This window comes from Psychrobacter sp. Pi2-52 (assembly GCF_904846705.1).
In the GTDB taxonomy this organism is placed as follows: Bacteria; Pseudomonadota; Gammaproteobacteria; order Pseudomonadales; family Moraxellaceae; genus Psychrobacter.
The window spans coordinates 1-14874 of sequence record NZ_CAJHBS010000030.1 but is presented as its reverse complement, the minus strand read 5'-3'; the positions used below and the strand labels follow the sequence as shown (position 1 = coordinate 14874).

Genomic DNA, 14874 nt, shown 5'->3' with positions numbered 1-14874 from the left:
TTTGCTAGCTAATAAACGTCGTCCTAGACTAGAAAAACCATTTCCGTATTCCTCAAAATAAGCGCCATTCCTCACGGCGCTTAGCCTAACATCTAGCCATCAAATATCGCAAAACAAGCCAAAAAACCAAACGTCAACGGTTGTCGCAAAGTCGCCTGTACCCTCTTCAGCTTTACTCAATAACCTCTCATAATAGTCTCATTGGAATTCACCTTATGAATAGCGAGATGAATGATGTTAATGACTATATTTTCTTTTATCGGTGTAGAGGCATGGAGCGGCGCGGTATGGCTTGGTTATGGACTACTAGCCAGTTTAGTAGTGGCGCTTGCCGTATCGTCATATCGTTGGCTACTGCTATATCTGTTTGGCGGTATGGCTTACTGGTTCACCGTTGAGTTGATTCAAAATATATTAGCCGGTCGCCCTATGTTGATGGAGCTATCGTCATGGCATCGCTATATCATCGCTATGAGCATCAGTTGGTTACCGTTGGCAGCTTGGGTACTGTATCGGGCATTGCGCTATGATGATGTGAGTCAGACAGTTAGCCAGCAACGTGAGCTAGAAGCCGCACGCTATATCGAACACACTCCTGTCTACGATGATAACTATCAGCCACGTTTCCGTTAAAACTTTCCTATTTATACCTCTGTTTGTCTATATCAATACCTTACTTACGTCAGTGACATCGAATGTTACAAGATACTTAACGCTCTCTACTTAACTCCTAAAGAGTTGACTCCCTGTGATAGTTTATAATCCAGTTATATATTTGTCATAAAAACTGGTATAAAGTACGCTTTATTTTTATGCCTCATTTCTTTAGGAGTTCTGCTATGTTTACTGTTCCTGTATTAGATATCAAATCTGATCCATTAGATGCTTTATTGGCTGTCGTCGGCTATCGTTTGTCTATGTTAGCTGATAGCGATAACGAAGATGTCAAAGCGTTATTCGCTGATCGCCAAGTTACGATTGAGTTTGCTAGTACTGAGTCTGATATCGCCCGTTCTTTTAGTTTTGATAATGGACAGTTCAGTCAACAAAGCGGTCATGCAAAAGAAGCCGACTTGACCATCACTTTCAAAGACTCTATGACTGGCGTTAGACTGCTAACCAAAGGTAGCTTGCCTGCCTTTATGACTGCTGTACAAGAAGGTAACTTGAGCATTGAAGGCGACTATAGCCTAATGATGTGGTTCAACAAACTTGCTAAGCATATCGTCCCAGCTATCCCAGAAGAGTGCAAACCATATATCCAAAAAGCCAAACCTTACGCTTATAAAGCACAGAAATTTGCTGAGCATTGGGTTGGTATTGCTAAGCACAAACTTGGTAAATAAAAAGAATGGTGCACTGAGCGGTAGTCATTGGTAGAATGGATAATATAGAACTAAATAGCCAAACGTATAGTTACTATTTATGTGCGCTACTGTGACAATTATACATACTGTCTAGCAGTGTTCTGATTTTCTAAAAAGGTTGCGGTATACTATACGGCAACCTTTTTTGTTACCTTATAAATGACAATAGATAAAAACATTGGTTTTATTTAATACCCTCTAATTCTTATAAAAGGACTTACCTTATGGCAGGATTGCTTAGCATCTCCGAACCTGACGCCAACCAGCCAACTGATGTAGCCACTCAGCCAGATACGACCAACAGTGATTTTTTGGCCAATCTAGCCACAGACGCGACTCAAACTGATAGTAAAGTAGCTACGGCATATAGCCGTGAAGAAATCGCGCAATTGTTTGATTTACCTCTAATGGACTTGCTGTTACAAGCACAGACTATTCATAGAAAGCACTTCACTGCTAATGAAGTACAGATCAGCACGCTACTCTCTATTAAAACAGGCAACTGCCCTGAAGATTGCGGCTACTGCTCACAGTCGGGCCACCATCGCGACACCACCAAACTACAAGCAGAAAAACGCATAGAAGTTGACAAAGTCATCGCAGCGGCCAAGCGTGCCAAAAACAGTGGCTCATCGCGCTTCTGCATGGGTGCCGCGTGGAAACATCCAAGTGCCAAAGACATGCCTTATGTGGTTGAGCTGATCAAAGAAGTGAAAGCATTGGGACTTGAGACTTGCATGACACTCGGTATGCTTGATACCAATCAAGCAACACAGTTGGCCGATGCAGGGTTGGATTATTACAACCATAACCTAGATACTTCGCGTAGTTACTATGAGCAAGTCGTTAGCACGCGCAGCTATGATGAGCGTTTAGACACGATAGAAAACGTGCGTAACTCTGGCATTAATGTCTGTAGTGGTAATATCGTTGGTATGGGTGAGAGCCGTGATGACCGCATCGATTGGGTACTTGAGCTGCTAAAAATGCCAAAAGCGCCTGAGTCAATTCCAGTCAACTTACTGGTGCCTATCGCAGGTACACCGATTGGTGACAAAGTACTGGCCGAAGGTCAGCTGTCTGTACTTGAATGGATTCGTACTATTGCTGTCGCCCGTATTTGCTGCCCGACTAGCTACGTGCGTTTATCTGCTGGTCGCGAAAGTCTATCTGATTCTGAGCAAGCGTTGGCATTTATGGCAGGCGCTAACTCATTCTTTTATGGTGACAAGCTTCTTACCACTGGTAATGCAAGTCAATCAGGCGACGATAGACTCATGCGTGAGCTTGGCCTAACCAAACAGTTTGCCGCACCAAGAGCGCCTAAAGTACTGCCTGTAATGGATGCGATGAATGGTCATCAAACACAAGTTGTATTGGCAGACTAAGCCCACGCTAAAAAATATAAGCTAAGCAAGAGAAACTATGATGGCAGATTATTTTAACTGGATTAAAGCGGCGCACATTATCTCTATGGTCTGCTGGTTTGCGGCGATATTTTATTTGCCGCGCCTGTTCGTCTATCATGCGATGAGCGACGATAGCATCAGTCATGAGCGCTTTTCCATTATGGAGCGCAAGCTGTATCGCGGCATCATGACCCCATCGATGATAGCGACATGGATCTTTGGTCTATGGATGTTAGGACTGGGCTGGGATGTCTATAAAGCCCAAGGCTGGCTACACGTCAAATTGCTATTAGTAGTGCTGCTGTCAGGCTATCATGGCGCTTGCGGCTTTTATCGTAAAAAGCTGATCGATAATCCACATTATAAAACGCATAAATTCTGGCGCTGGTTTAATGAAGTGCCTGTCTTTGCCTTAGTGATTATCGTTATTCTCGTCGTGGTAAAACCGTTTTAGCATAAGAAAAACCATTTAACCTGTAAAACAAAAGCGTCCGTAACTGATTAAAGTTACGGACGCTTTTTTATTCACTTATAGAACATGGTGTCAAACTGGAAATATCAAACACTAAACACTAGGGCGCATAATTTGATAAACATTGCTTAAATCGTACACGCGGTAACGAGCTGGTTCACGGCGATTTTCGCCAGCATAGCTCAGTATCAAAGCCTGCTTGGCACGCTCATCGACCCAACCGACAAACAGTCCACTATGCTCAACGCCATTGTAGCCATGATTGATATAATAGAGCCAGTCACCTGCTTCAATCTCGCTACTACTAGCATAGGGCCCTTGCGCATAAGTGCCTTTGTGTATGGTATTACGCGATACCCCTGCCCGATTGAATACAGCATTTAAATAGTCCCAGCAGCCACCTTGAATAATTGTGCGCTCGTTAAGTGCCATTTTGCGGGCGGTACTGACTACCTCACGTGCTGCCATACTACTCTGCGTCTCGGCATTGCTCAATAGCGGTAGATACTCGCTATCGACATTGTCATAGTTGCCTGATAAAAACGCTGGTACGACTGTAGGTGCTGAACGCTGTATCTCAGGATAACGATAGGACATATTCGTCGTTGGTTGAATAGATTTTTGGGCGATAAGCATACTCATACTATCTGCATGGACTTGCCCTACCATGCCGCAGGTAAATAGTAAAAAACCGCACGACGCGGCGACTGACGGTATAGACAAACGCAGCATGACTAACTCCTTGTCAACTAGATCTCAATGACAGTATCAATAATAATAAGATAAATTTTATAATCATACTTATAAACCATTTGCGCACAAATCTGCAAGCACTATTCGCCTGCGATAGGTGATAGACGGTATAAATATACTGATGGATGACGTTACTGGAGAGGCACGTCGAGTGAAATTTAAAATGACACTTAAGTTAGAAGTTTAGATAATACGAAGACAATAGCTATGCTTTAGTACAGTATGAAATGGAGAAAAGATACTAATTACTCTTCATTTTAATATTTACATGGCGTTTCGTTAGCGCTTGCCCTTCCAAGATAGCTTTCGCAGCTTTTGCTTCTTGAGCACTCTCGAAACCAGTAATATGATATTTGCGAACGTCACTGCTATCGACAATCTGTAATTGTTCACCAATCAGCGTTATCTTATCGCCATCCGTTAAATGAATATGCTCACGCTTACCTAGATTGTCATGGACCAGCTCGCCAGCCCTTACCCACAATATGCCGCTGCTAATCATACCGCTCATAGCCTTTTTATGCTGTTGGCGCTTTTTATTAAAAATAAAGCTACCAATGATAAGCAGTGCAAGCGCACCAATGGCTAGACGCTCAGGCAATAAGCTCATCGCCATGGCGACTGCGACGGCCCCTACCAATAATGCAGAACCAAACCAAAACATGCCATTATCAGCAGCATTTGCTTGCCCTTGTAAGGTGATTTTGGCACCATCATCAGTTAGCTTTAGCATGTGTTGTTACCTATTACGTAATGTACGAATATTTTCTATTAAAAAACTGCCTATTAGCAGCTAACAGGCAGTTATTGACACTAAAAACAAAGACAGTGTGTTATATCTAAGCGCTAGTCTACCAACCAAGCGCTGTCTGTTGCATTTTGATCAATTCAGCAATGCCTTTTTCAGCTAATGACAGCATAGCATCTGCTTGAGCACGAGTGAACGGCTTTTCTTCAGCAGTACCTTGCAGCTCAATGTACTCGCCTTTTTGGGTCATCACGACGTTCAGATCGGTATCGCAGCTAGAGTCTTCTTCGTAGTTCAGATCAAGATACGCTTCGCCATCTTTCATACCAACAGAAACCGCCGCAACCAATCCGATTAGTGGATCTGCTTTGAGTTTCTTAGCCTTTTGGATACTCTCTAGCGCATCGATAAGCGCAATCGCAGCACCAGTAATACTGGCCGTACGAGTACCACCATCCGCTTGCAACACATCGCAATCAAGATAGATGGTGTTTTCACCAAGTTTACTCAGATCAATCATGGCACGTAAGCTACGACCGATCAAACGCTGAATCTCTTGCGTACGACCTGACTGCTTGCCGCGAGCCGCTTCACGCTGATTGCGCGTGTTGGTCGCACGTGGCAACATACCATACTCAGCTGTGATCCAACCTTTGCCTTTACCTTTGAGCCAGCGCGGCACACCAGATTCTACACTGGCAGTACATAGTACTTTGGTATCGCCAAAACTTACCAGTACTGACCCTTCAGCATGCTTCGTATAATGGCGCTCAAAGCTGATCGAGCGAAGTTGGTCAAGCTCACGATTGTCAATACGCATAAAAATTCCTAGTACAATGTTATAAAAGCAGTGTCATAAAAATACCTATCAGTTGTCAGTAAGCACATTGATAGGTATGTAGTCGACTAAAATCTTAAGATATCCTAACGTGACAACGGCGCAATAGCAAGATTCACACCTGCCATTACGCCACCGTTATCAATAGAATGTCAGATATAAACTATTCTAACCCTTCCATCTTACGCAATTCCTTACGTAGGATTTTGCCAACGTTCGACTTTGGTAATTCGTCAACGAACTGTATATGACGTGGGCGCTTATAGCCAGTCAGTTGTTTTTTGCCATATTCTAGTAGCTCTTTTTCAGTCACGTTGCCTTTTTTGACCACAAACAGCTTTGGCTCTTCGCCGCGATCATCGTTTGGAACACCAATAGCACCGCATTCTACGACTGCTGGATGCTCACTCATCGCTTCTTCAATTTCGTTTGGATAGACGTTGAAACCAGAAACCAAAATCATGTCTTTTTTGCGATCGACAATTTTGATAAAACCTTTTTCGTCCATAATGCCGATATCGCCAGTTTTTAAGTAACCGCTAGCCGTAAAGGATTCAGCGGTTTCTTTCGGACGATTCTGGTAACCAATCATGACCTGTGGGCCTTTTACACAGATTTCACCGCGATCGCCCATGGCTACTATATTTTCGTCATCATCAATGAGTACGATATCGGTACTAGGCGCAGGAATACCGATTTTTCCGGTAAATTCTGCAATAGTCATCGGATTGAAAGCCACTACAGGTGAGGTCTCAGACAAGCCATAACCTTCAACGATAGGCAGACCAGTGATTTTATGCCATTCTTTGGCTACACTTGGCAATACTGACATACCGCCGCCGATAGACGCTTTTAAATTAGAAAAGTCCAAATCAGCAAAGTTATCTTTGTGTACTAAGCCATTGAACAAGGTATTTACAGCAGGAATAAACGCTGGCTTGTACTTGGCCATCTCTTTGATAAGCCCATCAAGATCGCGCGGATTCGGAATGAGTAGCGAGGCATAGCCTTGATACATACTACACATACCGCAGACCATAAATGAGAATACGTGATATAGCGGCAGTGCGGTCAAAATCACATCTCTACCATCTATATCATCATCAAATGCACTGTTCATCAGCGCACTGACCTGTAACATGTTAGCGACTAGATTGCCGTGAGACAGCATCGCGCCTTTCGCTACTCCCGTCGTACCACCAGTATATTGCAGCAAGGCCACATCGCTTAAGTTTAACTCAGGGCGTTGGTATTTGCTTGCTGACTCAACATTTAAGGCATGCTTAAAGCTCACGCTATTCGGTATGCTATAAGCAGGAATCATCTTTTTGACATGACGAGCCACAAGGTTAACCACAGCTCCTTTAATCGTACCTAGCATATCACCAATGGTACACACCACTACATGCTCTACCTGACCTTTGTCTTCGGCCTCTTGATACGTTTTGGCAAAGTTTTCAACAATAAATAGCGCTTTCGCACCACTGTCATGCAACTGATGTGATAGCTCACGGCTGGTGTATAGAGGGTTTACATTGACCAACACCATCCCTGCGCGAATGATACCCAAAGCGACCACTGGATACTGCAAGACATTGGGCATCATTACCCCAACTTTATCGCCTGCGACCAGGCCTATTGACTGCAAATAGCTAGCAATTTGGCGACTATATAGGTCTAATTGCTTAAAAGTAATCGATGAGCCCATGCAGATATAGGCAGGTTTTTGGCCATAACGGCTAAAATTACGCTCGAACACATCAAGCAAAGAGGTATTTTCTTCTGGCATCTCGATAGTAGCATCGATGCTATAGCGCTCATAAGCGTTCAGCCACGGACTATCACTGTCGATGGTCGGCATAGTAGGAAACGCATTGCTTTGATAAACGTCGTTAGTAGTATTGGCTTTATCGTCAGTTGCAGCGCTATTATCTGTCGTTTTTTTATTAATATTATCCGTCATAATTTTCCCTAAATGTTACTGTTAAAAACATTGAATATGCTAATGGAAACACCATTTTTTATGATTATTGCTGACAGCAGAAGCTTATGAATAAGAAATAGATAAGTATGATCGGGTTTGTCATTCATAAGCTTTGCGAATTAAAGTGTGTTACTAGGTCTATGATAAATAATACTACCACTCAGCACGATCAAGTCGAAAACGATATTTACTACCATGATTTCGCCTGTTACCTTGAGCAAAACCAGTACAATTTTTTGGACAAAAACAAAAACATGTCGATGGGCACTATAGCAGTTTTAATAGATATTCTCTATTAATAGTAGCTGTGATCCGCAAATGTCAAAAGCGATAAAGACAAAAAAATGATAAGACAGCATGGTTGCAGCCTTATCATTTTTGGTTACTACTTTAGTTACTACAGTATCTAATCAAGCGACACTTTCACATGTATCTTTGGTTGATACACGCAGCTATCAAACAACTCTCTAGATGCGTGTATCAGCAAATTAACCGTGGTTTTTTTCTTCAAGTACGCGTAGGTCTTTACGCAAAATCTTACCAACGTTCGATTTTGGTAGCTCATCAATAAACTCAACACGACGAGGACGCTTATAACCTGTTAGGTTCTCTTTACCGTACTCAAGAACTTCTTCGGTGGTCAGACTTGGATCGTTACGGACAACATAGATCTTAGGAATCTCACCGCTCTTCTCATCTTCGATACCGATGACACCACATTCTAAAATCTTAGGATGTCCAGCCATGACTTCTTCGACTTCATTCGGATAAACGTTAAAACCAGACACCAAAATCATGTCTTTTTTGCGGTCAACGATGGTCACATATCCGTTGTCAGCCATAATACCGATATCACCAGTACGGAAGAATCCATCTGCTGTCATGACTTCGGCAGTAGCATCTTCACGGTTCCAGTAACCTTTCATGACCTGTGGACCACGAACACTAATCTCACCGCGCTCACCAAGTGCTACTTCATTACCTGCATCATCTAAGATCGCCACATCGGTTGCTGGCATAGGGACACCAATAGTGCCAGTGAATGTCTTGCTGTTGCTAGGGTTAGCGGTCGCGACTGGTGATGTTTCAGACAAGCCGTAACCTTGAATAATAATATTACCTGTCACTTGGCGCCATTTTTCGGCTGTTGGGCTCAGTACCGCCATACCACCACCCATCGACTGACGCAGCTTGCTATGATCCATCGCGATAAATTCTTCGTTATTGGCAAGTGCGTTAAACAACGTGTTTACCGCTGGGAAGAACGCTGGTGGATTCGCTTTATATGCTTTTAACAAGCTATCAAGATCGCGTGGATTTGGTACCAATAATACAACACAACCGCGATATAGACCGAACATACCACATACGGTGAATGAGAAAATATGATACATCGGCAATGCCGTCATAATCACAGGTTGCTCACCTCTTTGATCGAAATCATCAAAAGCGGTGCCCAAAAAGGTATTAGACTGAATTAAGTTTGCCACCAAGTTTTTGTGCGTTAGCATCGCGCCTTTCGCCACACCTGTCGTACCACCGGTATATTGTAGGACAGCGATATCATCAAGCGTGATATTGGTTGGGCGCTTATATTTACTAGCCGTGACTTGCTTTAATGCACTTTTGAAACTAACACTATTAGAAATGCTATAGTCTGGTACCATTTTTTTGACATGGCGGACGACTGTATTGACCATAAAGCCCTTGAGTGTACCCATCAAATCGCCCATACCCGTAATCACGACTTTATCGACCACATTGCGACCGATGTCTTGATAGGTTTTGGCAAAGTTTTCGACCATGATTAGCACTTTGGCTTCTGAATCAGTCAACTGATGCTCGAGCTCTCTGGTAGTGTACAGAGGGTTGACGTTGACTAAGGTAAAGCCTGCACGCAGTACAGCGATGACAGAGATTGGTAACTGCAAAATGTTGGGCATCATGACCGCAACTTTATCGCCTTTGACCAATCCTAATGACTGTAGATAAGCGGCCATTTGACGGCTGTATAAATCTACTTCTTGGAAGCTTAACGATGAACCCATGCAGATATAGGCAGTTTTATCAGCATTTTCAGCGAAGCTTTTTTCGAAAATATCGATAAGTGACGTATTGTCGGCTGGCAATTCAATGTCATACTCCAGACCAAGTTCTTCATACGTTTTTAGCCAAACTTTATCGTCACGACGGGTTAAGTTTCCTTGATTTTCCATAATCTTTTCTCTCCTAGTAATAATACATTACCGTCAACCCACGCCAATCACAGTGTGATAAATATACAAAACGTCAGAGTCTTGCCTATCGTTATGATAAAAAGCAAGGCTGCGACATATTTGTATAGTGCTGAGCAAACAATATAGCGGTAAATAGCCCTTTGTTCATTAACATACACACTTTATACATAGTACTCAATACAAAAGATTGCTACACCAGTTCTCAAATAGGCTTGACGCTAAATATCTCCATATATATCAATACATTAGATTAAAAACATCAGTCATACCATTAGAAAATATGACCCTTGACTTCTGCTTCATAATGACTATCCCGACACGATATCTGTTCACTATTGGCTATTTTTTAGCGCACTCGCCAGCTCAGTCAACGTCACAAAGTTGCGACGAGTACCATCAGTATCGCTACTCGGTCTATCTGCGATACTACTTTTGGCAAGCTTAGTGCTATCACTGTACTGCCAGTCATTAATATAATTGCTTTGAGTCAAGCGTTGACCGAACCCTGCTACTGCCATCGCAAACTGGGTATCGATACTGGCTTTGTTTAAAGCGTGGCTAGCTTTATTAATAGGTTGGCTAACGAGTTTAGAGCTACCACCTGTCGGTGCTTTATAACGAATTTTTAGATAGCCAAGCTCATTAGAGTTCTGTTTATTATTCCAACTAATACTGGCATTGCTAGCAGCATAACGGCGATCGCTATATAACCCTTTTTGTCCTTTTGGAGTTACCTCAAACAAAGCGATAACTGCCTTACCTGCCCCAAGCTCACCTGCATCAATTTTGTCATTATTGAAATCTTCTTCAGCCAGTACGCGATTTTCATAACCGATCAAACGCCACTCACTCACCACATCAGGATTAAACTCAACTTGGACTTTTACATCTTTAGCGACGGTGTTAAATGTCGCGGCTAATTCATCACCAAAGACTTTTTTTGCTTCAGTTAAGCTGTCAATATAACTGTAATTACCATTGCCGTTGTCCGCCATCTGTTCCATCATGTGATCATTCAGATTACCGCGACCAAAGCCAACGGTAGACAAAGAGATACCGCGATCGCGATTGGCTTTGACCAAATCAAGCATCTCATCGACGTCACTAATACCGACATTAAAATCGCCATCTGTTAACATCATGATTCGATTGATACCATTCTTTTTCAGTCCCTGCTCAGCTTGTCTATAGGCCAATTTCAGAGCACCTTCCCCATTGGTCGAGCCTGAGGCATTCAATCCATCGATCGCAGCCAATATTTTTGCTTTTTGGTCACCATTAGTTGCAGGCAATGCCACACTAGTACTACCTGAATAGGTCACGATGCTGATACTGTCTTGGGCGCGCATTTGCTCTGTCAACAGCTTGAGCGATGACTGTGCCAATGGCAGCTTATCGCGTGACGACATAGACCCTGACACATCTACTAAAAACACAAGGTTGGCAGGAGGCATAGACTGCTTATCCGTTTTTTGCGACCAGCTACTATCAACGGCCTTGATACCAACTTTGACGATTTTATTATCCTGATCTGCTCTATCCCAAGGTGAGTCTACTACCTCAGTTGATACAACAAACGGGGCACTACCTAAGCGTTTGCCATCATCAAATTGATAGTTGAAATAATTAATCAACTCCTCTACCCGTACAGCATCAACAGGTGATAGTTGACCCTCGTTTAGATAGCGGCGCACATTGGCGTAGCTGCCCGTATCGGTATCGATAGACAGGGTGGATACCGCCATATCCGTAGTTCGATGTACAGGATTGGCTGCGTTTTTTTGATAGTTGTCTTTTGCCTCTGGCGTGACTATGATGCTCGGTGATGGGCGTACGATACCTGTCTGTGCCGCAGAACGTATCATCATCTGTTGGCTGATGACGGATGGCTTAACACTGGGTGACGCCATGATAGACTCTGACATCACTGCTGCATCTTGATTGACTGTACTGCTTGTCTCGGCTGGTAGCGTTTTGCTCATTTGTGAAGTATTACAGGCTGTCAATCCTAGACTGGCTACAGCAGTAATCAACAGCACATTTCTAGTAGTGTTTTTCCCTAGGTGCTTACTTTCGTTTTTTAGCATTGTAGAGGCAGAAACTTGAGATAAAGGGTCACATGACATAACAGAAATTCCTTATTGTAAGATAATTCAGTAGCGACTTGTCCGTGTCAATATATGGTTAATGCTATTTAAATAGGCAAAGCAGCCGTCTTATTTAGTCTATTAGCTGTCATACTTTCAGTTGTTAATTTTGCATTAAAGCTATTCTGTACCTACTTTCTTTAGACTAATAGTAGATAAAATATCCTAAATAAAAACGATTAAATATTAAGACATCTATTAACCATATAAAAAATAAATATTAGATTTACTATACTTAACTTGATCTATAAAAGATATGAGTCAACACACTATAAAAGACCCTTATAAGTACTTGTTTTAAGCACGTCACGAGATGTCGTATATTCTGACATACGTCTTTTTAATTGGTGCAATATCCTTTACGATAGCACTATCCTATTTGTATGCTTGAACCAATTATCTATACCTATTAAAACTGATAAGTGAATCCTATTTTATGTCTGATGTTATTGATCATACGATCGCCCCAATTATTCCCAATGAGCCGATGGATACTCGTTCAGTCGCAGAGTTCACTGAGCAGGCCTACCTCAACTATGCCATGTACGTCATCATGGATCGGGCGCTGCCAAATATTGCTGACGGTCTAAAACCTGTCCAACGTCGCATCGTCTATGCCATGAGCGAGCTTGGGCTAAAGTCATCTGCTAAGGCCAAGAAATCCGCCCGTACAGTCGGTGACGTATTGGGTAAATACCATCCGCATGGTGACAGCGCTTGTTACGAGGCAATGGTACTGATGGCTCAGCCGTTTAGTTATCGCTATCCGCTTATCACTGGTCAAGGTAACTGGGGTAGCCCAGATGATCCGAAATCCTTTGCGGCGATGCGTTATACCGAAGCTAAAATGTCGGCTTATGCCAATACGTTGCTAGCAGAATTGGGTCAAGGTACAGTCGACTGGCAAGATAACTTTGATGGTACGATGCAAGAACCAACGACCTTACCTGCCCGCTTACCTAATATTTTATTAAACGGTACGACAGGTATTGCTGTTGGTATGGCAACTGATATTCCGCCACATAACCTTAATGAAGTGGTACGCGCGGCTATTCGATTGCTTAAAAACCCAGAGCTATCGGTTAAGCAGCTTACCCAATCGATACCCGCACCTGACCTACCGACACCAGCGGAAATCATCACTAGCAAGAAAGATTTGCAAGCGATGTACGAGACTGGACGTGGCAGTTATAAGATGCGCGCGACCTTTCATGTTGACTCTAAAGAAAAGAATCTCGTCATCATTGATGCGCTTCCTTACCAAGTTTCAGGCAACAAAATCCAAGAGCAAATAGCTAAGCTTATGACCGATAAAAAGCTGCCTTGGGTGACGGATATTCATGATGAATCAGATCACGAAAATGCCTGCCGTATCGTCCTTGAGTTGCGCTCAACGCGAGTCGATGTCGATCGTGTCATGAGTCACCTGTTTGCCAGTACTGACCTAGAAAGCAATTACCGCGTCAATATGAATATGATTGGCTTAAATGGTAAGCCGCAGGTGAAAAACTTAAAAGAAGTCTTGGAAGAATGGCTAATCTGCCGCCGCTCGGTGGTCACGCGACGCTTGCAATATCGTCTCGATAAAATCGATAAGCGCTTGCACATCTTGGCAGGCTTGCTGATTGCTTATCTGAATATTGATGAAGTGATTCGCATCATTCGTGAAGAGGATGATCCAAAAGCGACCTTGATGCAGGACTATGACCTGACTGACATTCAAGCCAATGCTATCTTGGATATTCGTTTGCGTCAGTTGGCAAAATTAGAAGAGATTGAGCTGCGCCGCGAGCAAGATGAACTGGCTGCCGAACGTGCCATCATTCAAGAGTACTTAGACAATCCAGACAGTCTAACCAATCTGATGATCGATGAGCTTACTGCCGATATGAAAGAACATGGCAATGAGCGTGTATCACCATTAGCAGAGCGTGAAGAAGCGCAAGCACTGAAAGAGTCAGATCTCGTACCGAGTGAGCCGGTCACTGCCATCTTATCAAAAGCAGGTTGGATTCGCGCAGCTAAAGGTCATGATGTCGATGCTGCTGGTATGAGTTACCGCTCAGGTGACAGCTATCAAGCGCACGTGCGCGGCAAATCAAACGAAAGGATTTACGTACTCGACAGTACAGGACGCAGCTATAGTATCGATGCGCATAATTTAGCATCTGCACGTGGTCAAGGTGATCCATTGACCAGTGTATTAAAGCCGCCAGCAGGCGCTAGCTTTGAGCAGCTACTAACGGGTGATAACGAGCAACGTATTATCCTTGCCAGCTCGGCAGGTTATGGTTTTATTAATACCATTGGTAATCTCGATAGCAACCAAAAAGCTGGTAAAAACGTTATTAACCTAGCAACTGATAGTCGCTTGCTCCCTGTTGCGCGTATCGACGCGCCAGTAGAGACCGCCGCCAATGCCGAAGGTGAAAATAGTAATATACGTGTGACACCTGATCATGTTGCTGTCGCGACCAATGCAGGATATCTACTAATATTTGCCCTTGATGATTTGCCTGAACAAGCTCGCGGTAAAGGGAACAAACTTATTAAGTTGAAAGACGGGGAAGAAGTGCTCGCAATCACACCACTTAGTCAGCAAGACAGCCTTGTCATTACTGCTGGCAAACGCCACGTGACACTTAAGCCAAATGATTTGGCTAACTATACGGGTGTTCGCGGTAATCGTGGTGGACAGTTGCCAAGAGGCTTTCAGAATGTGACGAGTGTTGAGATTGGCTAGTTTGACTAGTTAAATTTTGGAAACCCTAGTTCAAAATCTAGCTAATAAAATTAAACAGCTCCTATTAAAAAGCCGCCCATACACAATGTATAGGCGGCTTTGAGACCATCCCAGATTCTGTGTAACTGCCATTTAGATTAAATGCTTACTGATACGGTCATCAAACATAATCATAA

Annotated in this window: 11 protein-coding genes; 5 read left to right on the top strand and 6 right to left on the bottom strand. The window is 43.2% G+C overall.

Going from position 1 to position 14874, the window contains the following annotated elements:
* Positions 1-240 precede the first annotated feature (240 nt).
* The 4 genes from aciT (at position 241) to hemJ (ending at position 3230) form a co-directional block, all read left to right on the top strand.
* Positions 241-633: an AciT family ciprofloxacin tolerance protein gene (gene aciT / locus JMY00_RS12655; protein ID WP_240990753.1), complete on the top strand. Its 393-nt coding sequence runs from the start codon at positions 241-243 to the stop codon at positions 631-633.
* Between the two features lie 206 nt (positions 634-839).
* On the top strand, positions 840-1346 hold the full coding sequence (locus JMY00_RS12650; RefSeq protein WP_102090478.1) for an SCP2 sterol-binding domain-containing protein: 507 nt from the start codon (positions 840-842) through the stop codon (positions 1344-1346).
* A 245-nt stretch (positions 1347-1591) separates the two neighbouring features.
* Entirely contained in the window at positions 1592-2755 is a 1164-nt protein-coding gene (bioB, locus tag JMY00_RS12645) for a biotin synthase BioB (RefSeq protein WP_201580407.1), read from the top strand.
* A gap of 40 nt (positions 2756-2795) precedes the next feature.
* Positions 2796-3230 (top strand): protoporphyrinogen oxidase HemJ, encoded by a 435-nt coding sequence (hemJ, locus tag JMY00_RS12640; RefSeq protein WP_201580413.1) that lies wholly within the window; start codon positions 2796-2798, stop codon positions 3228-3230.
* Positions 3231-3341: 111 nt separating this feature from the next.
* Here hemJ and JMY00_RS12635 read toward each other — a convergent pair whose 3' ends face one another.
* The 6 genes from JMY00_RS12635 to JMY00_RS12610 form a co-directional block, all read right to left on the bottom strand.
* Positions 3342-3980 carry a hypothetical protein gene (locus JMY00_RS12635; RefSeq protein WP_102093171.1) on the bottom strand — a complete coding sequence of 213 codons (639 nt, stop codon included), beginning with the start codon at positions 3978-3980 and terminating at the stop codon, positions 3342-3344.
* Positions 3981-4242: 262 nt separating this feature from the next.
* The gene (locus JMY00_RS12630; protein WP_102093172.1) at positions 4243-4734 is read right to left on the bottom strand and encodes a hypothetical protein; all 492 of its coding nucleotides are present in this window, start codon (positions 4732-4734) and stop codon (positions 4243-4245) included.
* A gap of 118 nt (positions 4735-4852) precedes the next feature.
* Entirely contained in the window at positions 4853-5569 is a 717-nt protein-coding gene (gene rph, locus JMY00_RS12625; protein ID WP_057761673.1) for a ribonuclease PH, read from the bottom strand.
* A 181-nt stretch (positions 5570-5750) separates the two neighbouring features.
* Positions 5751-7550 (bottom strand): AMP-binding protein, encoded by a 1800-nt coding sequence (locus JMY00_RS12620; RefSeq protein WP_201580406.1) that lies wholly within the window; start codon positions 7548-7550, stop codon positions 5751-5753.
* 509 nt (positions 7551-8059) lie between these two features.
* Complete coding sequence (locus JMY00_RS12615) at positions 8060-9787, bottom strand: AMP-binding protein (RefSeq protein WP_201572724.1); 1728 nt, start codon at positions 9785-9787, stop codon at positions 8060-8062.
* Positions 9788-10140: 353 nt separating this feature from the next.
* Positions 10141-11934 (bottom strand): von Willebrand factor type A domain-containing protein, encoded by a 1794-nt coding sequence (locus tag JMY00_RS12610; RefSeq protein ID WP_201580405.1) that lies wholly within the window; start codon positions 11932-11934, stop codon positions 10141-10143.
* Between the two features lie 457 nt (positions 11935-12391).
* Here JMY00_RS12610 and parC point away from each other — a divergent pair, with 457 nt between their 5' ends.
* Positions 12392-14698: a DNA topoisomerase IV subunit A gene (gene parC / locus JMY00_RS12605; protein ID WP_201580404.1), complete on the top strand. Its 2307-nt coding sequence runs from the start codon at positions 12392-12394 to the stop codon at positions 14696-14698.
* Positions 14699-14874: the final 176 nt, after the last annotated feature.

Coding starts and splice junctions, on each gene's coding strand:
- parC (WP_201580404.1), top strand. CDS start 12,392: ATGTCTGATGTTATTGATCATACGATCGCCCCAATTATTCCCAATGAG.
- JMY00_RS12630 (WP_102093172.1), bottom strand. CDS start 4,734: ATGCTAAAGCTAACTGATGATGGTGCCAAAATCACCTTACAAGGGCAA.
- bioB (WP_201580407.1), top strand. CDS start 1,592: ATGGCAGGATTGCTTAGCATCTCCGAACCTGACGCCAACCAGCCAACT.
- JMY00_RS12620 (WP_201580406.1), bottom strand. CDS start 7,550: ATGACGGATAATATTAATAAAAAAACGACAGATAATAGCGCTGCAACT.
- JMY00_RS12650 (WP_102090478.1), top strand. CDS start 840: ATGTTTACTGTTCCTGTATTAGATATCAAATCTGATCCATTAGATGCT.
- JMY00_RS12610 (WP_201580405.1), bottom strand. CDS start 11,934: ATGTCATGTGACCCTTTATCTCAAGTTTCTGCCTCTACAATGCTAAAA.
- aciT (WP_240990753.1), top strand. CDS start 241: ATGACTATATTTTCTTTTATCGGTGTAGAGGCATGGAGCGGCGCGGTA.
- JMY00_RS12615 (WP_201572724.1), bottom strand. CDS start 9,787: ATGGAAAATCAAGGAAACTTAACCCGTCGTGACGATAAAGTTTGGCTA.
- rph (WP_057761673.1), bottom strand. CDS start 5,569: ATGCGTATTGACAATCGTGAGCTTGACCAACTTCGCTCGATCAGCTTT.
- hemJ (WP_201580413.1), top strand. CDS start 2,796: ATGGCAGATTATTTTAACTGGATTAAAGCGGCGCACATTATCTCTATG.
- JMY00_RS12635 (WP_102093171.1), bottom strand. CDS start 3,980: ATGCTGCGTTTGTCTATACCGTCAGTCGCCGCGTCGTGCGGTTTTTTA.